The organism is Pseudomonas benzenivorans, from assembly GCF_024397895.1.
GTDB classification, from domain to species: domain Bacteria; phylum Pseudomonadota; class Gammaproteobacteria; order Pseudomonadales; family Pseudomonadaceae; genus Aquipseudomonas; species Aquipseudomonas benzenivorans_A.
This window is the reverse complement of sequence record NZ_CP073346.1, coordinates 749,695-771,488: the sequence shown is the minus strand read 5'-3', so window position 1 is coordinate 771,488 and position 21,794 is coordinate 749,695. Positions and strand designations below refer to the sequence as shown.

General features: G+C 65.6%; 22 protein-coding genes. 17 read left to right on the top strand and 5 right to left on the bottom strand.

Annotation, left to right across the window (positions count from 1 at the left end):
* Nucleotides 1-2 precede the first annotated feature (2 nt).
* The 3 genes from KDW96_RS03530 to sthA all read left to right on the top strand — a co-directional run bounded on the left by KDW96_RS03530 (nt 3) and on the right by sthA (nt 2,755).
* Nucleotides 3-1,028: an FAD:protein FMN transferase gene (locus tag KDW96_RS03530; protein ID WP_255839035.1), complete on the top strand. Its 1,026-nt coding sequence runs from the start codon at nt 3-5 to the stop codon at nt 1,026-1,028.
* Nucleotides 1,025-1,252 carry a (Na+)-NQR maturation NqrM gene (nqrM, locus tag KDW96_RS03525; protein WP_255839034.1) on the top strand — a complete coding sequence of 76 codons (228 nt, stop codon included), beginning with the start codon at nt 1,025-1,027 and terminating at the stop codon, nt 1,250-1,252. The genes KDW96_RS03530 and nqrM overlap by 4 nt, the downstream gene beginning before the upstream one ends.
* Before the next feature lie 108 nt (nt 1,253-1,360).
* Nucleotides 1,361-2,755 carry a Si-specific NAD(P)(+) transhydrogenase gene (sthA, locus tag KDW96_RS03520; RefSeq protein WP_255839033.1) on the top strand — a complete coding sequence of 465 codons (1,395 nt, stop codon included), beginning with the start codon at nt 1,361-1,363 and terminating at the stop codon, nt 2,753-2,755.
* A 161-nt stretch (nt 2,756-2,916) separates the two neighbouring features.
* On the opposite strand, the gene KDW96_RS03515 is transcribed toward sthA, so the two are convergent.
* Genes KDW96_RS03515 through KDW96_RS03505 form a run of 3 tightly spaced genes read right to left on the bottom strand, consistent with a single transcriptional unit; the run spans nt 2,917 to nt 4,522 of the window.
* A complete protein-coding gene (locus KDW96_RS03515; RefSeq protein WP_255839032.1) occupies nt 2,917-3,636 on the bottom strand; it encodes a glycerophosphodiester phosphodiesterase in 720 nt (239 codons plus the stop codon).
* Nucleotides 3,637-3,638: 2 nt separating this feature from the next.
* Nucleotides 3,639-3,932, bottom strand: coding sequence for a phosphodiesterase (locus tag KDW96_RS03510; RefSeq protein ID WP_255839031.1), 294 nt, complete (start codon nt 3,930-3,932; stop codon nt 3,639-3,641).
* A 17-nt stretch (nt 3,933-3,949) separates the two neighbouring features.
* Entirely contained in the window at nt 3,950-4,522 is a 573-nt protein-coding gene (locus KDW96_RS03505; RefSeq protein ID WP_255839030.1) for a PilZ domain-containing protein, read from the bottom strand.
* Between the two features lie 95 nt (nt 4,523-4,617).
* Here KDW96_RS03505 and KDW96_RS03500 point away from each other — a divergent pair, with 95 nt between their 5' ends.
* The 3 genes from KDW96_RS03500 to KDW96_RS03490 are packed head-to-tail and all read left to right on the top strand — an operon-like array spanning nt 4,618 to nt 7,818.
* The gene (locus KDW96_RS03500; protein WP_255839029.1) at nt 4,618-5,868 is read left to right on the top strand and encodes a lipoprotein-releasing ABC transporter permease subunit; all 1,251 of its coding nucleotides are present in this window, start codon (nt 4,618-4,620) and stop codon (nt 5,866-5,868) included.
* A 22-nt stretch (nt 5,869-5,890) separates the two neighbouring features.
* Complete coding sequence (gene lolD, locus KDW96_RS03495) at nt 5,891-6,574, top strand: lipoprotein-releasing ABC transporter ATP-binding protein LolD (protein ID WP_255840620.1); 684 nt, start codon at nt 5,891-5,893, stop codon at nt 6,572-6,574.
* A complete protein-coding gene (locus KDW96_RS03490; RefSeq protein WP_255839028.1) occupies nt 6,574-7,818 on the top strand; it encodes a lipoprotein-releasing ABC transporter permease subunit in 1,245 nt (414 codons plus the stop codon). The genes lolD and KDW96_RS03490 overlap by 1 nt, the downstream gene beginning before the upstream one ends.
* A 51-nt stretch (nt 7,819-7,869) precedes the next feature.
* Here the strand turns inward: KDW96_RS03490 and KDW96_RS03485 are convergent, their stop codons facing one another.
* Nucleotides 7,870-8,403 (bottom strand): DUF2062 domain-containing protein, encoded by a 534-nt coding sequence (locus KDW96_RS03485; protein WP_255839024.1) that lies wholly within the window; start codon nt 8,401-8,403, stop codon nt 7,870-7,872.
* Between the two features lie 137 nt (nt 8,404-8,540).
* On the opposite strand from KDW96_RS03485, the gene KDW96_RS03480 reads away from it, so the two are divergent.
* The 8 genes from KDW96_RS03480 to murB all read left to right on the top strand — a co-directional run bounded on the left by KDW96_RS03480 (nt 8,541) and on the right by murB (nt 15,403).
* The gene (locus KDW96_RS03480) at nt 8,541-10,766 is read left to right on the top strand and encodes a DNA internalization-related competence protein ComEC/Rec2 (protein ID WP_255839023.1); all 2,226 of its coding nucleotides are present in this window, start codon (nt 8,541-8,543) and stop codon (nt 10,764-10,766) included.
* A 72-nt stretch (nt 10,767-10,838) separates the two neighbouring features.
* Complete coding sequence (pocA, locus tag KDW96_RS03475) at nt 10,839-11,471, top strand: flagellar polar localization protein PocA (protein WP_255839022.1); 633 nt, start codon at nt 10,839-10,841, stop codon at nt 11,469-11,471.
* Nucleotides 11,468-11,896 (top strand): flagellar polar localization protein PocB, encoded by a 429-nt coding sequence (gene pocB, locus KDW96_RS03470; protein ID WP_255839021.1) that lies wholly within the window; start codon nt 11,468-11,470, stop codon nt 11,894-11,896. Before pocA ends, pocB begins: the two co-directional genes overlap by 4 nt.
* A 13-nt stretch (nt 11,897-11,909) precedes the next feature.
* Nucleotides 11,910-12,914: a tetraacyldisaccharide 4'-kinase gene (gene lpxK / locus KDW96_RS03465; RefSeq protein ID WP_255839020.1), complete on the top strand. Its 1,005-nt coding sequence runs from the start codon at nt 11,910-11,912 to the stop codon at nt 12,912-12,914.
* A 58-nt stretch (nt 12,915-12,972) separates the two neighbouring features.
* The gene (locus KDW96_RS03460; protein ID WP_255839019.1) at nt 12,973-13,158 is read left to right on the top strand and encodes a Trm112 family protein; all 186 of its coding nucleotides are present in this window, start codon (nt 12,973-12,975) and stop codon (nt 13,156-13,158) included.
* Nucleotides 13,159-13,923 (top strand): 3-deoxy-manno-octulosonate cytidylyltransferase, encoded by a 765-nt coding sequence (kdsB, locus tag KDW96_RS03455; protein ID WP_255839018.1) that lies wholly within the window; start codon nt 13,159-13,161, stop codon nt 13,921-13,923.
* Nucleotides 13,923-14,387 (top strand): low molecular weight protein-tyrosine-phosphatase, encoded by a 465-nt coding sequence (locus tag KDW96_RS03450; protein ID WP_255839017.1) that lies wholly within the window; start codon nt 13,923-13,925, stop codon nt 14,385-14,387. Before kdsB ends, KDW96_RS03450 begins: the two co-directional genes overlap by 1 nt.
* Nucleotides 14,384-15,403 carry a UDP-N-acetylmuramate dehydrogenase gene (gene murB, locus KDW96_RS03445; protein ID WP_255839016.1) on the top strand — a complete coding sequence of 340 codons (1,020 nt, stop codon included), beginning with the start codon at nt 14,384-14,386 and terminating at the stop codon, nt 15,401-15,403. The genes KDW96_RS03450 and murB overlap by 4 nt, the downstream gene beginning before the upstream one ends.
* A 97-nt stretch (nt 15,404-15,500) precedes the next feature.
* Here murB and rne read toward each other — a convergent pair whose 3' ends face one another.
* Complete coding sequence (rne, locus tag KDW96_RS03440) at nt 15,501-18,578, bottom strand: ribonuclease E (RefSeq protein WP_255839015.1); 3,078 nt, start codon at nt 18,576-18,578, stop codon at nt 15,501-15,503.
* Between the two features lie 566 nt (nt 18,579-19,144).
* Here rne and rluC point away from each other — a divergent pair.
* From rluC to KDW96_RS03425, 3 genes are read left to right on the top strand one after another with little or no spacing between them, the layout of a single operon-like run.
* On the top strand, nt 19,145-20,098 hold the full coding sequence (gene rluC, locus KDW96_RS03435) for a 23S rRNA pseudouridine(955/2504/2580) synthase RluC (protein WP_255839014.1): 954 nt from the start codon (nt 19,145-19,147) through the stop codon (nt 20,096-20,098).
* Nucleotides 20,091-20,786, top strand: a complete 696-nt coding sequence (locus KDW96_RS03430) for an HAD-IA family hydrolase (RefSeq protein ID WP_255839013.1) — start codon at nt 20,091-20,093, stop codon at nt 20,784-20,786. The genes rluC and KDW96_RS03430 overlap by 8 nt, the downstream gene beginning before the upstream one ends.
* Nucleotides 20,776-21,759 carry a S49 family peptidase gene (locus KDW96_RS03425; protein WP_255840619.1) on the top strand — a complete coding sequence of 328 codons (984 nt, stop codon included), beginning with the start codon at nt 20,776-20,778 and terminating at the stop codon, nt 21,757-21,759. Before KDW96_RS03430 ends, KDW96_RS03425 begins: the two co-directional genes overlap by 11 nt.
* Nucleotides 21,760-21,794: the final 35 nt, after the last annotated feature.

Genomic DNA, 21,794 nt, shown 5'->3' with positions numbered 1-21,794 from the left:
GCGTGCTGCACGCTGTACTCCAGCCCGTTATCGCGGTCGCCCTGGCGGCCGCCTTAACGGGCTGCTGGTTTTCCGAGCGGGTCGAAGAGTTCGGCGGCCCGACCATGGGCAGTACCTATACGGTCAAGTATGTACGCACCGAGGGGGCGCCGACTGTCGCTGCTCTGCAGGCCGAGACCGAGGCGATCCTCGCCGAGGTCGACCAGCAGATGTCCACCTACCGCGACGATTCGCTGATTTCCCAGTTCAACCGGGCACCGGCGGGCAGCTGCTTGGCGATGCCGGCTGCGATGTTGCAGCTGGTGGGTGCCGGGCAGGATCTGGCGCAGCAGAGTGGCGGGGCCTTCGACCTGACCCTGGAGCCGCTGCTCAATCTCTGGGGGTTTGGTCCCCAGGCGCGGGTGGAGAAGGTGCCGACTGCCGAGCAGCTGGCCGAGGCGCGGCGGCGCAGCGGTCACCAGCACCTGCGGCTTGAAGGCGGGCAGCTGTGCAAGGACGTCGACCTGCAACTGGACCTCAACAGCATCGCCGCCGGTTATACGGTCGACCGCATCGTCGCCCGTTTCGGGGAGCTGGGCGTCAGTCGTTACCTGGTGGATGTCACCGGGGAGCTGAAGGCGGCCGGTCGCAAGCCCAGCGGCGAGCCGTGGCGCATCGCCATCGAGGCGCCCCGTGATGACGAGCGGGTGGCGCAGCGGGTCCTGGAGCTGGATGGCTACGGCATCTCCACCTCCGGCGACTACCGCAACTATTTCGAAGAGAACGGCAAGCGCTACTCCCATACCCTGGATCCGCAGACCGGCGCGCCCATCAGCCACAAGTTGGCAGCGGTGACGGTGGCCGATCGATCGACCTTACGGGCCGATGGGTTGTCCACATTATTGATGGTGCTGGGGCCCGAGCGGGGATTGGCCTACGCTGAGCAGGCCGACATCGCCGCCTTTTTCGTGATCCGCGATGACGGGCGTTTCGTCACACAGACTACCGCGGCGTTTGAGCAACTGTTTGCCGCAGGAGATGAGCAATGATTTTCGTAGTGGTTTTTCTGACAATGCTGCTGGTGGTGGGTCTGATGGCCGTCGGCGTGATCATGGGCCGCAAGCCCATCGCCGGGTCCTGTGGTGGCATCGCCAATCTGGGCATCGAGAAGGAGTGCTCGATCTGCGGCGGCAGTCGCGAGAAGTGCGAGGAGGTCAATCGCACCGAGGGCGATGCGGGCGCCGACCTGGCCTACGACGCGACCAAGCGTTGATGCGCGGACGCATGGTGGGCAGATAGATTGATTGCCGGCACTGCACTTCAGTGCCGGTCCTGCCGAGGGCGCGCCATAAGCGCCCCGGTGTGATCTGAAGGAGTAAACATGGCGGTCTACAACTATGACGTAGTGGTGCTGGGCTCCGGCCCGGCAGGTGAGGGCGCGGCAATGAATGCCGCCAAGGCCGGCCGCAAGGTGGCGGTGGTCGACACCCGGCGCGAAGTCGGCGGCAACTGCACCCACCTGGGCACTATTCCTTCCAAGGCGCTGCGCCACTCGGTGCGCCAGATCATGCAATTCAACACCAACCCGATGTTCCGCCAGATCGGCGAGCCGCGCTGGTTCTCCTTCCCGGACGTACTCAAGAGCGCCGAGCGGGTCATCGGCAAGCAGGTCACCTCGCGCACCGGTTACTACGCGCGTAACCGCATCGACCTGTTCTACGGCACCGGCAGCTTCGCCGACGAGCAGACCGTCGAAGTGGTCTGTCCCAATGGCGTGGTGGAAACCCTGGTGGCCAAGCAGATCGTCATCGCCACCGGCTCGCGCCCCTACCGCCCGGCGGATGTCGATTTTCGCCACCCGCGCGTCTACGACAGCGACACCATCCTCAGCATCGGCCACACGCCGCGCCGGCTGATCATCTATGGCGCCGGGGTCATCGGCTGCGAGTACGCCTCGATCTTCAGCGGTCTGGGCGTGCTGGTCGACCTGATCGACAACCGCGATCAGCTGCTGAGCTTCCTCGATGCGGAGATCTCCGATGCCCTCGGCTATCACCTGCGCAACAACAACGTGCTGATCCGTCATAACGAAGAGTACGAGCGCATCGAGGGCCTGGACAACGGGGTGATCCTGCACCTCAAGTCCGGCAAGAAGATCAAGGCCGATGCCCTGCTGTGGTGCAACGGCCGCACCGGCAATACCGACAAACTGGGCCTGGAGAACATCGGCATCGAGGTCAACAGCCGTGGCCAGGTCGAGGTCGATGAGCACTACCGTACCGAGCTGGCCAATATCTTCGCCGCCGGTGACGTGATCGGCTGGCCGAGTCTGGCCAGTGCGGCCTACGACCAGGGGCGTTCGGCCTCCGGCAATATCGTCGAGAATGACAGCTGGCGTTTCGTCGACGACGTGCCGACCGGCATCTACACCATTCCGGAGATCAGCTCGATCGGTAAGAACGAGCGCGAGCTGACCCAGGCGAAGATTCCCTACGAGGTGGGCAAGGCGTTCTTCAAGAGCATGGCGCGGGCGCAGATCTCCAGCGAGCCGGTGGGCATGCTGAAGATCCTCTTCCACCGCGAGACGCTCGAGGTGCTCGGTGTGCATTGCTTCGGCTACCAGGCCTCGGAGATCGTGCACATCGGTCAGGCGATCATGAACCAGAAGGGCGAGGCGAACAGCATCAAGTACTTCGTCAACACCACCTTCAACTACCCGACCATGGCCGAGGCCTATCGGGTGGCCGCGTTCGACGGCCTCAACCGGCTTTTTTGAGCGGCTCCGACCGGTGGCCTGAGCCGGTCGGGGAGGACCCGTTCAGCGACTCGCGATCCTGGCAGTGGCCGAATCGGGAGAGTTTCTGACCAGGCAGCAAGAAGAAACCGGCCCCTGAGGCCGGTTTTTTCGTGTCGGGTGCTGCCTTCTGCGCGGGAGGCTCAGCGCCACAGTGTGGCCACGGCCCGGCCGGGGAAGTCGGTGATCAGGCTGTCCACGCCAAAATCGGCGAGGCGGCGCATCAGCGCTGCATCGTTGACCGTCCATACCGATACGTGCAGGCCGGCCTTCTGCGCCTTGCTGAGGCGTTCCGGGCTGCACAGCGTCCAGTCCAGGGCGAGCAGGTCGCAGCCATAGTGTTGCGCCACTTTCAGCGGGTCGAGCCAGGCGTGTTCGGCCACCAGGCCGCGGGAAATCTCGGGGTGCAGGTTCTGCATCGCGCGCAGCACCTCCCGCGAGCTCGAGGTCACGCTGATCCTGTCGGTCAGGCCGTGGTGCTTGGCCAGTTCGGCAATGCCTTTGGCCATGCGCGCTGCGCGCACCTTCGAGGCGCTCTTGACCTCCAGTTGCCAGTGTTCGAAGTCGCATTGCTCGAACAACTCCGACAGCCGCGGAATGGGGCAGGGCGTGCGCCACTCGGGACCGCAGGTGCGCGCGTCGTAGCGCACCAGGTCGGCGGCATCATGTTCCACCACCTTGCCGCGGTGGCCGGTGGTGCGCTTCAGGGTCGGGTCGTGGATGACCATCAGCTCGCCGTCGCGCGACAGGTGCAGGTCCAGTTCGCAGCGTCGCACGCCATGGTCAAGGCAGGTCTGGAAACTGGCGAGGGTGTTTTCCGGTGCTTCGCCCTTGGCGCCGCGGTGGCCGTAAATCAGGGTCACGATTACTCCTTGCTGGGGGCGGTGCGTGGCTGATGGTGGCGCACGCTGTTGATCACGTGGTCATACTCGAAATACACGCTGAACTCGCGATAGTCCCAGCGGGTGATCGGCGGTTGCCCGACCGGCGCATGCTCCTGGTCGGCCAGGCCGTAGCGCTCGAGTACCGCGCGCTGCGAGGTGCCACGCTGCGGCAGTTCGATGGCCGCGGCACCTTGCTGGCCGAGCGGGATCTGCAGGGTCTCGGCATGGCCGCTCAGGGGCAGCAGCAGGGCGAGCAGGGCTAGAAGACGGGGCATAGGGCTCATCCTTGTGGTCATGACTGTTCACGGGCCTGGCGGCGCTCCCAGGCCTGCTTCTGCAGGATATGCCGGGCCAGCAGTTGGCGCTGTGCGTCGGTCATCGCTTCGAACTCGGTGCCGAGTTCGAACTGGCCGTCGGCCTGTTCGCGGCAGTGGACGACCTTGGCCCGCAGCAGCAACCCTAGGGCCTGGGGCATGAGTACCATCTTGATCGCCAGGTGGGTGTCGATGGCGACCGGTCGCGCATGATTGAAGCTCACCCCGCCTTCGGACAGGCAGACCTTCTTCGGCGCGCCGATATCGCGCAACAGGGTCTGGGCGACGGCCTGGCCGAGCAGGTCGATGCGCTTGTTGATCACCTTGAGGTAGTTGGCCAGGGTGCGGTCGCGTTCGCTGATGTGGCGCAACAGGTGCTGCGACTCGAAATCCATCAGGTGCAGGTCGCTGAGCAGGTTGAACAGCGGCGAACTGTCGTGCAGCGCGTCACTGGCGAGGGCTTCGGCGCCGGACAGCGGGGTGAAATCCAGTGCGATCGTGTCGTCGATACGATAGTATTCGCGGCGATCTTTTTCATCTTGAGACGGCATGGCGAACCCATGGCAGCAGTAGTGGTCTGAGTGTAAGGCTGCTCGCCAAGCCCCGCCACAAGGACGTTCTTCTTTCCCCCGAAACAGCCCCCGACATGTTCAGACCCCTGTTCGTCTTCATCGGCACGCGCTACACGCGCGCCAAACGCCGCAGCCATTTCGTTTCCTTCATTTCCCTGACCTCGATGATCGGGCTGGCACTTGGCGTGCTGGTGATGATCCTGGTGCTGTCGGTGATGAATGGCTTCGATCATGAGATGCGCACCCGCGTGCTGGGCATGGTGCCCCACGCCACGATCGAGAGTCCCACGCCACTCGCCGACTGGCGCGAGCTTGCTGCCGGCGCGCTAAAACACCCGCAGGTGGTTGCCGCGGCGCCCTTCAGCCAGATGCAGGGCCTGCTGAGCAACGACGGCAAGGTGCAGAAGGTGTTGATCAACGCCATCGACCCGCAGGAGGAAGCCAAGGTGTCGATCATCGGCGACTTCTTCCGCCAGGGCCGCCTGCAGGACCTGGCACCCGGCGAGTTCGGCATGGTCATCGGCGACAAGGCGGCGGCCAAGTTGGGCGTGGCCCTGGGCGACAAGGTGACCTTCGTCGCGCCGGAGGTGACGGTCACCCCAGCCGGGATGTTCCCGCGCCTCAAGCGTTTCACCGTGGTCGGCATCTTCCACGTCGGCGCCGGCGAGATCGACGGTCACCTGGCCCTGGCCCACGTTCAGGACCTGGGGCGTCTGCAGCGCTGGCAGCCCGGCCAGGTGCAGGGCGTGCGGCTGAAATTCGCCGACCTGTTCCAGGCGCCGCGCACCGCCTGGGAACTGGCGCAGACCCTGGGCAACGGTGACTACTACGCCCGCGACTGGACGCGCACCCACGGCAACCTGTACCAGGCGATCCGCATGGAGAAGGCGATCATCGGCCTGTTGCTGCTGCTGATCGTCGCGGTGGCCGCGTTCAACATCATCTCGACCCTGGTCATGGTGGTCACCGACAAGAAGGGCGACATCGCCATCCTGCGCACCCTGGGCTCGACGCCGCGGCAGATCATGGCGATCTTCATGGTCCAGGGTACGGTGATCGGCGTGTTTGGCACGGCCATCGGCGCACTGTTGGGAATCTGGGCGGCGCTCAATGTCAGTGCGGGGGTCGCCGGCCTGGAGCGCCTGCTGGGGATCAAGTTCCTCAGTGCCGACGTGTATTTCATCGATTACCTGCCGTCGCAGCTGATGTGGGCCGATGTGCTATTGGTGTGCGCCGCCGCGCTGGTTCTGAGTTTTCTCGCGACCCTGTATCCGGCCTGGCGTGCGGCACGTACCCAGCCGGCGGAGGCGCTGCGCTATGAATAATCAACTGATGGGTGACCGCGTCATGCAAGATCAGGCCGTGCTGAGCTGCCGCAACCTGGGCAAGAGCTATGAGGAAGGCCCGCAATCGGTGGTGGTGCTCGACGGCCTGGCCCTCGAGCTGCATCCCGGCGAACGGGTGGCGATAGTCGGCAGTTCGGGGTCGGGCAAGAGTACCCTGCTGAACATGCTCGGCGGCCTGGACACGCCGAGCACGGGCAGCGTCTGGCTGGCCGGCGAAGAGCTGTCGGCGCTCAACGAGAAGGAGCGCGGCCTGCTGCGCAACCGGGCCCTGGGTTTCGTCTATCAGTTCCATCACCTGCTGGCCGAGTTCACCGCCCTGGAAAACGTCTGCATGCCGCTGCTGATCGGCCGCACGGCCATCGCCGAGGCCCGGCAGCGGGCCACCGCGCTGCTCGAGCGAGTCGGCCTGGATCATCGCCTGGCGCACAAGCCGGCGGAGTTGTCCGGCGGCGAGCGCCAGCGCGTGGCGATTGCCCGCGCCCTGGTCAATCGACCGGGCCTGGTGCTGCTTGATGAGCCGACCGGCAACCTGGATCACCATACCGCCCAGGGTATTCAGGAGTTGATGAAGGAGCTCAGTGTCTCGTCCCGGACCGCCTTCCTGGTGGTGACCCATGACATGCAGCTGGCCCTGCAGATGGATCGGGTGCTGCGTCTGGAAGACGGCAAGCTGGTGGCCGCCTGATGTTCCGTCCGCTGAGTGTCTTCATCGGCAGCCGCTATACCCGGGCCAAGCGGCGCAATCACTTCATCTCCTTCATTTCCCTGACCTCGATGATCGGTCTGGCCCTCGGCGTGCTGGCAATGATCGTGGTGTTGTCGGTGATGAACGGCTTCCAGAAGGAAATGAGCTCGCGCATTCTCGGCATGGTGCCCCACGCCAGTATCGCCGCCGAGCAGGGATTGGATGATTGGCAGGCGCTCGCCGCGACAGCCGGCAAGCACCCCGAGGTTCTCGCGGCGGCGCCTTTTGCCGAGCTGGAGGGCATGCTGTCACACCGCGGGGCGATGCAGCCGATCCAGTTGCAGGGCATCGATCCGCAGTTCGAGTCGCAGGTGTCCATTCTGCCTCAGCACATGGTGCAGGGACGTCTGGGCGACCTGCGTCCCGGCGAGTTCGGCGTGGTGATCGGCGAAATCACCGCGCGGCGCTTCCAACTCAATGTCGGCGACAGGCTGGCCCTGATCGTGCCCGAGCTCAGCTCGGTACCGGGGGGCATCGTGCCGCGGATGCAGCGCATCAACGTGGTCGGTGTGTTCAAGGTCGGCGCCGAGCTGGACAGCTCCCTGGCGCTGATCAACGTGGCCGATGCTGCGCAGATCCAGCGCCTGGCGCCGGGTCAGGTACAGAGCGTGCGCCTGAAACTGAAGGACCTGTACCAGGCGCCGCAGGTCTCGGCCGAGATCGCCGGGCAGCTGGGCGAGGGGTACCGCGCCAGCGACTGGACCCAGACCCAGGGCAGTCTGTTCAGTGCCATGAAGATGGAAAAGACCATGATCGGCCTGCTGTTGCTGCTGATCGTGGCTGTGGCGGCGTTCAATATCATCGCCACCCTGATCATGGTGGTGGCCGACAAGGGCGGCGACATCGCCATTCTGCGTACCCTCGGCGCAACGCCGCGGCAGATCATGGGCATCTTCATGGTGCAGGGCACGGTGATCGGCTCGGTCGGCACCCTGATCGGTGGCGTGCTGGGCGTCGTCGCGGCGCTGAATGTGAGCCAGCTGGTCGGCTGGGTCGAGCGGCTAAGTGGCCAGCAGGTGCTGAGCTCTGACGTCTATTTCATCAGCAACCTGCCGTCCGAGTTGTTGGTCTCCGATGTGCTGTTGATCTGCGCCGCCGCCCTGGCCCTGAGCTTTCTCGCCACCCTCTATCCATCCTGGCGCGCTGCGCAAATCCAGCCGGCCGAGGCGCTGCGCTACGAGTGAGCTAAGCTGCGGGCTGAAAAAAGCCGTTACCTGGGTAACGGCTTTTTCGTTTCAGCCCTGGCCTTTTGCCTTGCGGCGGCGCTCCTGGCGTTTACGCCAGCTGTGCCGCACCCACCAGTGCCAATAGGTGTTGGTGGCCAGGTAACCGATCACCGCCAGCAGCAGGCCCAGTACCAGGGAACCGAGGTACAGCGGCTGCCAGTGGCTCTGCAGCACCTGGCCGATCCAGCGCAGGGTGACCTGGTCGGGCAGGTGCAGGGTCGGGGTATTGGTCATCCAGGCGCCGAATTTGTAGCTGCAGTAGAACACCGGCGGCATGGTGATGGGGTTGGTCAGCCAGACCAGGCCGACCGAGATCGGCAGGTTGGCGCGGGCCGGAATGGCGACCACGGCGGCGGCGATCATCTGCAGGGGCATGGGGATCATCGCCCAGAACAGGCCGATGGCCATGGCGCGGGAGACCGAGTGGCGGTTGAGGTGCCAGAGGTTGGGGTCGTGGATCAGCGTGCCGAGGAAGCGCAGGGATTTGCTGCCCTTGATGCGATCCGGGTGGGGCATGTAGCGCTTGAAGAAACGACGCGGCATGGAGGCTCTCTGGCAGGCTGAAAAGCGCGTTTATTATGCACAGATTCGGAATCGGCTGCTTTTAGACTTTGTGACAGTACGTATGCCGAGGTCGGTGTCAGCCGGGATCCATGGAAGGGTCTCAAGGAGTGAAGGCGATGCGCCTAGGGATGGTCGCACTGATCGCAGGCCTGCTCGTGCTGCGTTTCTTGCCGGCGCTGCCGCCGGTCTGGCTGGCCTGTCTGCTGGCGCTGGCGGGCCTCCTGTGCCTGCCGTCGCGCGCCTATCCGTGCGGGTTCTTTCTGATTGGCTTCGGCTGGGCCTGTGCCTCGGCTCAGTGGGCGCTGGACGACCGCCTGGCGCCTGAGCTGGACGGCCGCACGCTGTGGTTAGAGGGACAGGTCGTCGGCTTGCCCGAGGTGAGTGACGGCGTGGTGCGCTTCCAGCTGCAGCACGCCGCCTCGCGCCGCGCCGTGTTGCCCACGCGCATGCGCCTGGCCTGGTACGACGGGCCGCCCGTGCGCGGCGGCGAAACCTGGCGTCTGGCCGTGCGTCTCAAGCGTCCCCACGGCCTGGTCAACCCGCACTCCTTCGACTACGAAGCCTGGCTGCTGGGTCAGCGCATCGGCGCCACCGGCACGGTGAAGAGTGGGCGCCGGGTAGAGGCGGCCGCCGGCCCGCCAGCCTGGCGCGATGCCTTGCGTCAGCGCCTGCTGGGCAGCGACGCCCTTGGTCGGGCGGGCGCGTTGGCGGCCCTGGTGCTCGGTGACGGTTCGGGATTGTCGGCAGCGGACTGGCGGCTACTACAGGACACCGGAACCATTCACCTGATGGTGATCTCCGGCCAACATATTGCCCTGATGGCCGGGCTGCTCTACGGGCTGGTCGCCGGGCTGGCGCGCTGGGGTTGCTGGCCGCGAGGCTGGCCCTGGTTGCCCGCCGCCTGCAGCCTGGCCTTTGCCGGTGCCCTGGGCTACGGGATGCTGGCCGGGTTCGAGGTGCCGGTGCGCCGCGCCTGTGTGATGGTCGGGCTGGTGTTGCTGTGGCGCTGGCGCTTTCGCCAACTGGGCGTCTGGTTGCCGCTGTTGGTCGCCCTGGCCCTGGTGCTGTTGGTCGAGCCCCTGGCCAGCCTGCAGGCGGGCTTCTGGTTGTCGTTCGCGGCAGTTGGCCTGCTGATCCTGATCTTTGGCGGCCGTCTGGGAGCCTGGTCCTGGTGGCATAGCCTGGGGCGGGCGCAGTGGGGGATGGCGATCGGTCTGCTGCCGGTACTGCTGGCGCTGGGCCTGCCGGTCAGTTCCAGTGCGCCGCTGGCCAATCTGATTGCCGTGCCCTGGGTCGGCATTCTTGTGGTGCCGCTGGCCCTGCTCGGCACCTTGCTGCTGCCTGTGCCCTGGCTGGGCAGCGCGCTGTTGTGGCTGGCTGGCGGCGCCCTCGAGCTGCTGTTTCGATTGCTGACGCTGATCGCGAGCGGATTGCCGGCCTGGCTCCCCAGCACGCTGTCGGTCTGGTCCTGGCTGCTGGTGGCGCTCGGGGCCTTGCTGTTGCTGTTGCCCGCCGGTGTCCCCATGCGCAGCCTCGGTTGGTTCCTGCTGCTGCCCTTGCTGTGCAGTCCGCAGCCGCGCCCACCCGCCGGCCAGGCCGAGGTCTGGGTACTGGATGTGGGGCAGGGCCTGGCCGTGCTGCTGCGCACCCGTGAACATGCCTTGCTGTATGACGCCGGACCGCGTTTCGGCGAATTCGATATGGGCGAGCGCGTGGTACTGCCTTCGCTGCGTGCCCTGGATGTGCGGCGCCTCGACCTGATGCTGCTCAGCCATGCTGACAACGACCATGCCGGCGGCGCGCAGGCGATCGTGCAAGGCTTGTCGGTCCGGCAGGTGTGGAGCGGCGAGGCCGGCGCCTTGCCGGCCAGCCTGGGGGCCGAGCCCTGTGAATCTGGGCGCAACTGGCAGTGGGATGGGGTGCGCTTTACCCTGTGGCGCTGGGCCCGGGCCGGCGACAGCAACCAGGCCTCCTGCGTACTGCTGGTCGAGGCCGCGGGCGAGCGGCTGTTGCTCACCGGCGATATCGACAGCAACGCCGAGCGGGCCCTGCTTGCCAGTGGCATGAATCTGCGTGCCGACTGGCTGCTGGCGCCTCACCACGGCAGTCGCAGCTCCTCCTCGAGCGCGTTTGTGCGCGCGGTGGCGCCCAGCGCCGTGCTGATTTCCCGCGGCCGGCACAATGCCTTCGGCCATCCCCACCCCATCGTGCTGGCCCGCTATGGGGCGTTGCCCGCGAAGTTGCATGACACGGTGGAGCAGGGTGCCCTGCGACTGCGCCTGGGCACCTTCGGCGAGGCACGCGGGCTGCGCGACGAGCGCCGATTCTGGAGACAAAAATGAGAACGGCGGCGGTCGGCGGGGCCACGACCCTATGCTAGAGTGGCGCCACTTTTGTGAGGGGGATCTGCCACCGTGTGGGAACTGGTCAAAGCTGGCGGCTGGATGATGCTGCCAATCGTTCTGTGCTCTATCGCCGCGGCCGGCATCATTGCCGAACGCCTGTGGACTCTGCGACCCAGTCGCATCACCCCGCCCAATCTGCTCGGTCAGGTGTGGCGCTGGATCAAAGACAAGAAGCTGAACAACCAGAAGCTCAAGGAGCTGCGCGCCGATTCGCCCCTGGGGCAGATCCTGGCGGCCGGCCTGGCCAACTCCAAGCATGGTCGCGAGATCATGAAGGAATGCATCGAGGAAGCAGCTGCGCGGGTCATCCACGAACTGGAGCGCTACCTAAACGCGCTCGGCACCATTGCCGGGATCGCACCGCTGCTCGGCCTGCTCGGCACCGTGTTGGGCATGATCGAGATTTTCAGCTCCTTCATGGGTTCGGGCATGGCCAATGCGCCGGTGCTGGCCGGGGGTATCGCCAAGGCGTTGATCACCACGGCCGCCGGCCTGATGGTGGCCATTCCGGCGCTGTTCTTCCACCGCTACCTGCAGCGCCGCGTCGATGAGCTGGTGGTCGGCATGGAGCAGGAGGCGATCAAGCTGGTGGAAGTCGTGCAAGGAGACCGTGACGTCGACCTGAGCGAGGCCAAGGCGTGAAGTTCCGGCGTAAACCGCGGGAAAACGTTGAGATCAACCTGGCTTCGTTGATCGACGTGGTGTTCATCCTGCTGCTGTTCTTCGTGGTCACCACTACCTTTACCCGCGAGACCCAGCTCAAGGTCGATCTGCCCGAGGCGGCCAGCGGCACGCCGCCGGAGCAGAGCGAACTCAAGCAGCTGGAGGTGCTTATTGCCGCCGACGGCAGCTATTCGCTGAACGGCCGCCTGCTGTTGAAGAGTGACCTGGCGGGCTTGAGCGCCGCGTTGCAGAAGGAGTCGGACGGCGACAACAGCCTGCCGTTGACCATCAGCGCCGATGCCAAGACGCCACACCAGGCGGTGATCACCGCGATGGATGCAGCCGGCAAGCTCGGCTTCGCCCACCTGCGCATCACCACGGTCGAGGCGCAGGCCGTACCGTGATGGACGGCTGTTGATGGACTGGTCCGATCGCCTGGTCGACGCCTGGTATGCCGGGCATCCGGCTCTCGGCCTGCTGCGTCCCCTGGAAACGCTGTACCGCCGGGTGGCGCAACGGCGCCGCGCGCGCTTTCTCGCCGGCGAGGGCGAGATCTATCGCGCCCCGGTGCCCGTGCTGGTGGTGGGCAATATCACCGTCGGCGGGACCGGCAAGACCCCGCTGATCCTCTGGTTGATCGAGCATTGCCGCAAGCGCGGCCTGCGGGTCGGGGTGGTCAGTCGCGGCTACGGCTCCGTCCCACCGCGATTCCCCTGGCGGGTGCGCCCGCAGCAGTCGGCCAGCGTCGCCGGCGACGAACCCCTGTTGATCGTCCAGCGCAGCGGCGTGGCGCTGATGATCGACCCGGACCGTGGGCGGGCGGTGCGGGCGCTGCTCGAACAGGAAGACCTCGACCTGATCCTCAGCGATGACGGCCTGCAGCACTACCGCCTGGCCCGCGACCTGGAGCTGGTGCTGATCGATGCCGCGCGGGGCCTGGGCAATCGCCGCTGCCTGCCGGCCGGGCCGCTGCGCGAGCCGGTCGAGCGCCTGGGCAGTGTCGATGCCTTGCTGTTCAATGGCGCCGAGGGCGATCCGGCGGGCGGCTACGGTTTCTGCCTGCGCCCGCGCACCCTGGTCAACCTGCGCAGCGGGGAGCGCCGCGGGTTGGAGTTCTTCCCGCCGCAGCAGCGCCTGCATGCCGTGGCCGGCATCGGCAATCCGCAGCGTTTCTTCGCTACGCTCGAGGCGCTACACTGGCGGCCCATTCCGCATGCCTTCGCCGACCATGCGCAGTACAGCGCCGAGCTGCTGGAATTCAGCCCGCGCCTGCCTGTGTTGATGACGGAGAAGGATGCGGTGAAATGCCGGGCATTCGCCGCCGACGACTGGTGGTACCTGGCCGTGGATGCCGAGCCTTCCACGGCCTTTGTCACCTGGTTCGATGCGCAACTGGCCCGTTTGCTGCCACTCGCACCCTAGTCCCTTGTGGTGATCCGGGGCGCCGGCAGTTCCTGCAGCCCCACAGCAAGGATCTTCCATGGACCCGAAACTTCTCGATATCTTGGCCTGCCCCCTGTGCAAGGGCCCGTTGAAGCTGACCGCCGACAAGCACGAGCTGATCTGCAAGGCCGATGGCCTGGCCTTTCCGGTGCGTGACGGCATCCCGGTGATGCTGGAGAGCGAAGCCCGCACCCTCAACGTCGACGAGCGCCTGGACAAGTAGATGAGCACAGCCTTTACCGTGGTGATTCCGGCGCGCTACGCCTCCAGCCGCTTGCCGGGCAAGCCGCTGCTGGATATCGCCGGCAAGCCGATGATCCAGCATGTCTGGGAGCAGGCGTGCAAGAGCAGTGCGCAACAGGTGGTGGTGGCGACCGACGATGCGCGCATCGTCGAGGTCTGCCGCGGTTTCGGCGCCGCCGTGCAACTGACCCGACCCGAGCATAATTCCGGGACCGATCGTCTGGCCGAGGTCGCCAGCGCGCTGGGTCTGGCGGCCGACGCCATCGTGGTCAACGTGCAGGGCGACGAGCCGTTGATTCCCCCGGCGATCATCGATCAGGTGGCGGCTAACCTGGCGGCCAACCCGCAGGCGGCCATCGCGACCCTGGCCGAGCCGATCGACGAGGCTGCCGCTCTGTTCAACCCCAACGTGGTCAAGGTGGCGACCGACAGCAACGGCCTGGCGCTGACCTTCAGCCGCGCGCCGCTGCCCTGGGCCCGGGATGCCTTCGCGGTGGATCGCAGCCAGCTTCCGGTCGGTGTGCCTTACCGCCGGCATATCGGCATCTACGCCTATCGCGCGCAGTTCCTCCACGACTTCGTTGCCTGGGGTCCCTGCTGGCTGGAGAACACCGAGTGCCTGGAGCAGCTGCGCGCGCTGTGGCATGGCGTGCGCATCCATGTCGCCGATGCCGTGCAAGCGCCGCCTGCCGGCGTCGATACCCCGGCAGACCTCGAGCGGGTCCGTCGGCTACTGGGGGCCTGATGCGCGTTCTGTTCGTCTGTCTGGGCAATATCTGCCGCTCGCCCACCGCCGAAGGGGTATTTCGCCACAAGTTGCGCGAGGCGGGTCTCGAGGCCCGCGTCGAGGTCGACTCCGCCGGCACCGGCGACTGGCATGTCGGCAAGGCGCCCGATACCCGCACCCGCCTGGCGGCCCAACGCCGTGGCTATGACCTGTCGGCCCTGCGCGCACGTCAGGTCGCGCTCGACGACTTCAGTCGGTTCGACCTGATCCTGGCCATGGACGGCAGCAACCTCAGTCACCTCCAGCGCTTGCGCCCACCCGGCGGGGCGGCGGAGCTGGACCTGCTCTTGCGTCGCTATCAGTTGGCGCTGGACGAGGTGCCAGACCCCTATTACGGCGGCGAGGATGGTTTCGAACAGGTTCTGGACCTGATCGAGCAGGCCAGTGACGCCTTGCTCTGCGAACTCAAGGGGCGCCTATGAGCCTGCAGATCCGCGAGGGCGTCTCGCTCAAGCCCTTTAACAGCTTCGCGGTCGAGGCGAGCGCGCGCCAGTTCGCCGAGGCGAACAGCGATGAGCAGGTGCGCCAGGCCCTGGCCTGTGCCGCCGAGAGAGGCCTGCCGCTGATGTTGCTGGGCGGCGGTAGCAACCTGTTGCTGACCGGCGACGTCGAGGCATTGGTGCTGCGCATGGCCAGCCGCGGCATTCGCGTGCTGGAGGATGATGGTGAGCGCCTGTTGATCGAGGCCGAGGCCGGGGAGCCCTGGCATCCGTTCGTGCAGTGGACACTGCAGCAGGGTTTCGCCGGGCTGGAGAATCTCAGCCTGATACCCGGTACCGTCGGTGCCGCGCCCATGCAGAACATCGGCGCCTATGGCGTCGAACTGAAGGATGTGTTCGCCGGCCTGACTGCCCTGGATCGACAGAGCGGCGAGCTGCGCGAGTTCGAGCTGGCCGATTGCGGTTTCGCCTATCGCGACAGCCTGTTCAAGCGCGAGACGGGGCGCTGGGTGATCTTGCGGGTGCGTTTCGCCCTCAGTCGTTCGGCGACCCTGCACCTGGACTATGGGCCGGTGCGTCAGCGCCTGGCGGAGCAGGGCATCGAGGCGCCAACTGCGGTCGATGTCAGTCGGGCCATTTGCGCCATCCGCAGTGAAAAGCTCCCGGATCCGGCGGTGCTGGGCAATGCCGGCAGTTTCTTCAAGAACCCCCTGGTGACCGCCGAGCTGGCGCAGCGCCTGCGCAGCGAGCATGGAGACCTGGTGGCCTACCCGCAGGCCGATGGCCTGGTGAAGCTGGCGGCCGGTTGGCTGATCGAGCGCGCCGGCTGGAAGGGCTTTCGTGAAGGCGATGCCGGGGTCCATCGCTTGCAGGCGCTGGTGCTGGTCAATTATGGCCAGGCAAGCGGGCAGCAGCTGCTGAGCCTGGCCCGGCGCATCCAGGCCGATATCGCCGAGCGTTTTGCGGTGACTCTGGAGATCGAGCCCAACGTGCTCTGACCAGGTCCGGTTCGTCAGGCAGCGCGACTTTCGCGGTAGCGGAGGAATAAAAAAAGGGGATGCCGAAGCATCCCCTTTTTCATGTCGGCCTAGAGCATCAGGCGTGTGGCTTTGCCGGCTGCTCTTCTTCAGGCTTTTCCGCGTCCTCGGCCTTGGCCTCCGGCTTTTCCTCGGCTGGCTTTTCCGATGCCTGCGCGGCCTCGTTCGCTACCGTTTCGGTTGCCTCCACTGGGGTTTCGGCTGCTTCGACGGTGTTGCTCACGGGTGCCGGCTCGGCAGCGGCTGGCTCGTCGCTGCTGGTCTGCACGGTTTCGGGCTCGTTGGCTGCTGCCTCGGCTGCCTCACGGGCCAGGCGCTCGGCCTCGCGCTTGCGGCGGCGCACTTCGCGCGGGTCGTTCGGCGCACGGCCGCCGGCACTTGGCGCTTGCGTCGCTTCGGCTGCGGGGGCGGGCTCTACGACAGGCTCGGCCGTGGCGGTCTCGACGACGACTTCGGCCTTCTCTTCGCTGGCGATCGGAGCTTCTTCGGTCACCACCGCAGATTCGGCTTCGGCTGGGGCCTCGGCTACCACGGTTGCTTCGGCTTCGGCGGGGGCCGGAGCGGCTGCTTCGGTCGCGGGGGCTTCAGCTTCCGGTGCGGGCTCGGTCGCCGGGAGCTCGGCTTTTTCCGGCTGCTCGGCCGGCGCCTTGTTGCGGCCCTCCTCGCTGGCTGCAGCAGCTTCGCTGCTCGCGGTCTGCTCAGTCACCTCGGCCGCGGCTACCACGGCTGCGGCCACGCTCGGTGCGGCGGCTACTTCGCCGCTGTCTTCGCCGGCTTCTTCGCTGCCTTCGATCAGGTTGCCACTGGCATCACGCTGACGCTCGCGACGGTTGCTGCGGCGGCGCTGACCGCGCGAGCGACGACGTGGGCGATCTCCGCCCTCGTTGCCATCCTGCTCGTCGTCGGCTGCCTGAGTTTCGTTGCTCAGCACTTCTTCGTCGGCCGGCGCCTGCTCGGCACGCGGCTGACGCTCTTCGCGCGACGGACGAGGCTGGCGCGGCTCGCGCTGCGGACGCTCGGCACGTGTCTCTTCTTCAGCTCCGGCGCTTTCCGGCGCGTCCAGCGGTGCGCGCAGTTCGCGGGGCTGGCGTTCTTCACGTGGCTTGCGCTCACGGCGGTTCTCCTGGCCTTCACGCGGTGGGCGCGACTGACGGACTTCCTGCGGCTCGCGGACCTCGACGGCTTCCCGTGGCTGACGCTCCTCGCGGGGGGCGCGCTCCTCACGCGGTGCGCGCTCTTCGCGAGCCTGGCGCTCTTCGCGCGGCGCACGGTCTTCACGCGGCTTGCGTTCTTCGCGCGGTTTGCGTTCCTCGTCACGGCGGCCGCCACGGCTGCGGTTCTGCTGACGGCCGCTACGGCGCTCTTCGCTGCGTGGCGGGCGTTCGCTGGTCTTCTTCTTCTCGATGACCGGCTTTTCCTCTTCCTTGCCGGCAAACAGGCTGACCAGCGACTTCACCAGGCCCCTGAACAGGCTGGGTTCGCTGGCGACCGGCTTGGCTGCCGGCTCTTCCTCGGCCGGTTCCGCTGTCGGGGTCGGTGCGGTGCGCGGCGGTGCGGCCTTGATCGCGGCTTCCTGGCGAACCAGGGTGCGGGTGGCGGCGGTCGGCTTCTCTTCTTCCACTTCGGTCGGGGCTATTTCGTAGCTGGACTGGGTGGTCTGGGCTTCCGGGCTGTCGTCACGCAGGCGCTGCACTTCGAAGTGCGGGGTTTCCAGGTGATCGTTCGGCAGGATCACGATACGCGCGCGGGTGCGCAGTTCGATCTTGGTGATCGAGTTGCGCTTCTCGTTGAGCAGGAAGGCGGCGACCGGGATCGGCACCTGGGCGCGGACCTCGGCGGTGCGGTCCTTCAGGGCTTCTTCTTCGATCAGGCGCAGGATGGCCAGCGACAGCGATTCGACGTCGCGGATAATCCCCTGGCCGTTGCAGCGCGGGCAGACAATGCCGCTGGTCTCGCCGAGCGACGGACGCAGGCGCTGGCGGGACATCTCCAGCAGGCCGAAGCGCGAGATGCGGCCGACCTGGACGCGGGCGCGGTCGGCTTCCAGGCACTCGCGGACTTTTTCTTCCACGGCGCGCTGGTTCTTCGCCGGGGTCATGTCGATGAAGTCGATGACGATCAGGCCACCGATGTCGCGCAAGCGCAGCTGGCGGGCGATCTCTTCGGCCGCTTCGAGGTTGGTCTGCAGCGCAGTCTCCTCGATGTCGCTGCCTTTGGTGGCGCGCGCCGAGTTGATGTCGATGGACACCAGGGCTTCGGTCGGGTCGATGACGATGGCGCCACCGGACGGCAGCTTCACTTCGCGCTGGAAGGCGGTTTCGATCTGGCTTTCGATCTGGAAGCGGTTGAACAGCGGCACGCTGTCTTCGTACAGCTTGATCTTGCTGGCGTACTGCGGCATCACCTGGCGGATGAAGGTCAGGGCTTCTTCCTGGGCTTCGACGCTGTCGACCAGTACTTCGCCGATGTCCTGGCGCAGGTAGTCGCGGATGGCGCGGATGATGACGTTGCTTTCCTGGTAGATCAGGAAGGGGGCGGCGCGATCCAGCGAGGCTTCCTTGATCGCGCTCCACAGCTGCAGCAGGTAGTCCAGGTCCCACTGCATTTCTTCGCTGGAGCGGCCGAGGCCGGCGGTGCGCACGATCAGGCCCATGTCGCCCGGCGCGTTCAGGCCGTTGAGGGCTTCGCGCAGCTCGTTGCGCTCCTCGCCCTCGATGCGGCGGGAGATGCCACCGGCACGGGGGTTGTTCGGCATCAGTACCAGATAGCGGCCGGCCAGGCTGATGAAGGTGGTCAGGGCTGCGCCCTTGTTGCCACGCTCTTCTTTCTCGACCTGAACGATGACTTCCTGGCCTTCCTTGAGCACGTCCTTGATGTTGACGCGGCCTTCGGGAGCCTTGCTGAAGTATTCGCGGGAAATCTCTTTGAGGGGGAGGAAGCCGTGGCGCTCGGAACCGAAGTCGACGAACGCCGCTTCGAGACTGGGCTCGATGCGGGTGATGCGGCCTTTATAGATGTTGGCCTTCTTCTGCTGGCGGGCGCCCGACTCGATGTCCAGATCGTACAGGCGTTGGCCGTCGACGAGGGCAACACGCAACTCTTCGGGTTGAGTTGCGTTAATCAGCATTCTTTTCATGTAGTACCGTCGGTTTCCGGTGCTGGCGGAAACGGCGTTCGGCACACACGACTCTCAGGGTCGGTGTCAGGCGCGTCAGAAACGGTCGTAAATCGTTTCATTGTCAAGCGGCAGTCAGCCAGTTGTGCTGGGCCGCGACAGACGTCTCCTGCTTGCTGTTGTGACAGAAAGCACTTGCTCAGGAGGAGGAATCAGCTGTCGGTAGCGGACGAGATAAGGCGTCTTGGTAAAGCTATGTGCTACGCAGACCGACAGTTGTACATCTCCACCCTACACGTATCGCTGAAAATCGGGTGCCGCGCGCAGAATCTGCAGCGGGTTGGCATTTACCGCGGCCATCCAAAGGGGAAGGTCGCGCGTCATGGCTTAAGGCTTTATTTCCGAGTTATTCGCGGCCATTGCGGCGAAAGTCCCGTCGGACGGCCTTACGTCCTGAATGGGTTGCGTCGGTGTGGGATGGCAGTTTTGGCGAACATCCGCAGACCAGACCGCTTTTGGCGGCGTTCGCGACTATAGCAGCAATGATTAAGTGCTTCAATTCCATAAAAAATTGTTATCATTGCGCGATGACTACTCCTGCCTCTCCAACCTCCGGCGTCCAGCTGCTCGAGGTTGCACCGGAACTCGCCGGCCAACGAATCGACAACTTCCTGCGCACCCAGCTCAAGGGTGTGCCCAAGACATTGATCTATCGCATCCTGCGCAAGGGTGAAGTGCGCGTCAACAAGGGGCGAATCAAGCCGGAATACAAGCTGCAGGCGGGCGATGTGGTGCGCGTGCCGCCGCTGCGGCTGGCTGAGCGTGACGAGCCTGAGCCTCTGGCGCAAGGGCTGCTCGAGCGGCTGGAGGCGGCGATCGTCTACGAGGACAAGGGGCTGATCGTGCTGAACAAGCCGGCCGGCATTGCCGTGCACGGCGGCAGCGGCCTGAGTTACGGGGTGATCGAGGCCTTCCGTCAGTTGCGGCCGGACGCCAAGGATCTCGAGCTGGTTCATCGTCTCGACCGCGATACCTCCGGGCTGCTGATGATCGCCAAGAAGCGCAGCATGTTGCGCCACTTGCATGAAGCGCTGCGCGGCGACGGCGTGGACAAGCGTTACATGGCCCTGGTGCGCGGGCACTGGGCGACGGCGAAGAAGCAGGTCAATGCGCCGCTGCAGAAGAGCAATCTGCGTTCTGGCGAGCGCATGGTAGAGGTCAATGCCGAGGGCAAGGAGGCGTTGACCGTGTTTCGCGTGCTGCGGCGCTTCGGCGATTTCGCCACGCTGGTCGAGGCCAAGCCGGTGACCGGGCGGACTCACCAGATTCGCGTGCACAGCAAGCACGCCGGTCATTGCATTGCCGGCGACAGCAAGTATGGCGACGAACAGTTCACCCGGGAGATTCGCGACCTGGGCGGCAAGCGCCTGTTCCTGCATGCCTACGCCCTGGTTGTGCCGCTGCCCGAAGGTGGCGAATTGCGGCTCGAGGCCCCGGTCGACGAGGTCTGGGCGCGCACGCTGGAGCGCTTGAGTGCCTGACTATCAGCTGCTGATCTTTGATTGGGATGGCACGCTGGTCGATTCCATCGGTCGCATCGTCGAGGCGATGCACTTCGCTGCGGATGCCTGTGGTCTGATGCGCTGCAGTGATGCTCAGGTCAAGGGCATCATTGGCCTGGGGCTGCCGGAGGCTATCCGCTCTTTGTATCCGCAACTGGACGAGCAGGAGCGTATCGAGCGGTTTCGGCGCTGCTATAGCGAGCACTATCTGGCGCTGGAGTCCGAGCCTTCGGCCCTGTTTCCAGGGGTGGCCGAGGCGCTGGAGGCGTTCCGCGTGGCGGGCTATCGCTTGGCCGTGGCCACGGGCAAGGGGCGTAATGGCCTGCGGCGGGTGCTTGAGCAGCGTGGTTGGCTGAATTATTTCGATACCACGCGCTGTGCGGATGAGTCGGCGAGCAAGCCGGATCCGCTTATGCTTGAGCAGATCCTGGCGCATTGCGGTGTTTCGTCCAGTCGGGCATTGATGGTCGGGGATTCGGCATTCGATCTGCAGATGGCGCGGCGCGCGGGGGTGGATTCGGTGGCCGTGGGCTACGGTGCCCAGCCCTTGTCGGCGTTGCGCGAGCATGGGCCGGCGCTGGCGATTGAGCATTTCACGGAGTTGCGCGACTGGCTCGAGTGTCGTGCAGCCGAGCAAAGGGGTGGAGAGGGTCTATATGTCGGATGAATGGAAGGCGTCGGCGGCTGGTGGTGGCGGCGATGAAAAGAGCTGGAAGCTGTTGGAGAAAACCCTGTTGGCCGGTGTGCAGGAGCAGCGCCGCGCTCGGCGCTGGGGGATTTTTTTCAAGCTGCTGACTTTCGTCTACCTGTTCGTGGCGCTGGCGCTGTTTGCGCCGCTGCTCGACTGGCAGAAGGGCGCTGCGAAGAGTGGTGCGCATACCGCGCTCATCGAGGTGCGGGGGATGATTGCCGACAAGGAGGCTGCCAGTGCCGACAATATTGTCGGCAGCCTGCGCGCCGCATTCGAGGACGCCAATACCAAGGGTGTGATACTGCGGATCAACAGTCCGGGTGGCAGTCCGGTCCAGTCGGGCTACATCTATGACGAGATTCGCCGCCTGCGAGGCGAGTACCCGGCCATCAAGCTGTATGCGGTGATCACCGACCTGGGGGCGTCCGGCGCCTATTACATCGCCAGCGCTGCCGATCAGATCTACGCCGACAAGGCCAGCCTGGTGGGGTCCATCGGTGTCACTGCGGCGGGCTTCGGTTTTGTTGGGGTGATGGAGAAGCTGGGGGTCGATCGTCGGGTCTATGCCTCGGGTGAGCACAAGACGTTTCTCGATCCGTTCCAGCCGCCCAAGGAGGAGGAGGCGCGCTTCTGGCAGGGCGTGCTCGAAACGACTCATCGCCAGTTCATCGACAGCGTCAAGCTGGGGCGCGGTGAGCGGCTCAAGGTCGATGAGTATCCTGAGCTGTTCTCGGGGCTGGTCTGGTCGGGAGAGCAGGCGCTGGAGCTGGGGCTAGTTGATGCCTTGGGTAATAGCAGCTACGTGGCGCGGGAGGTGGTCGGGGTGGAGAAGCTGGTCGATTTTACCGTGCAGGAGTCGCCTCTCGATCGCTTTGCGAAGCAGCTTGGCGCCGGTGTTGCCGGGCAGGTGGCGTTGTGGATGGGGTTCCAGGGGCCCAGTTTGCGTTGATGTTCTTGCTGCCATGAAAGAAGCCCGGCCTCGGT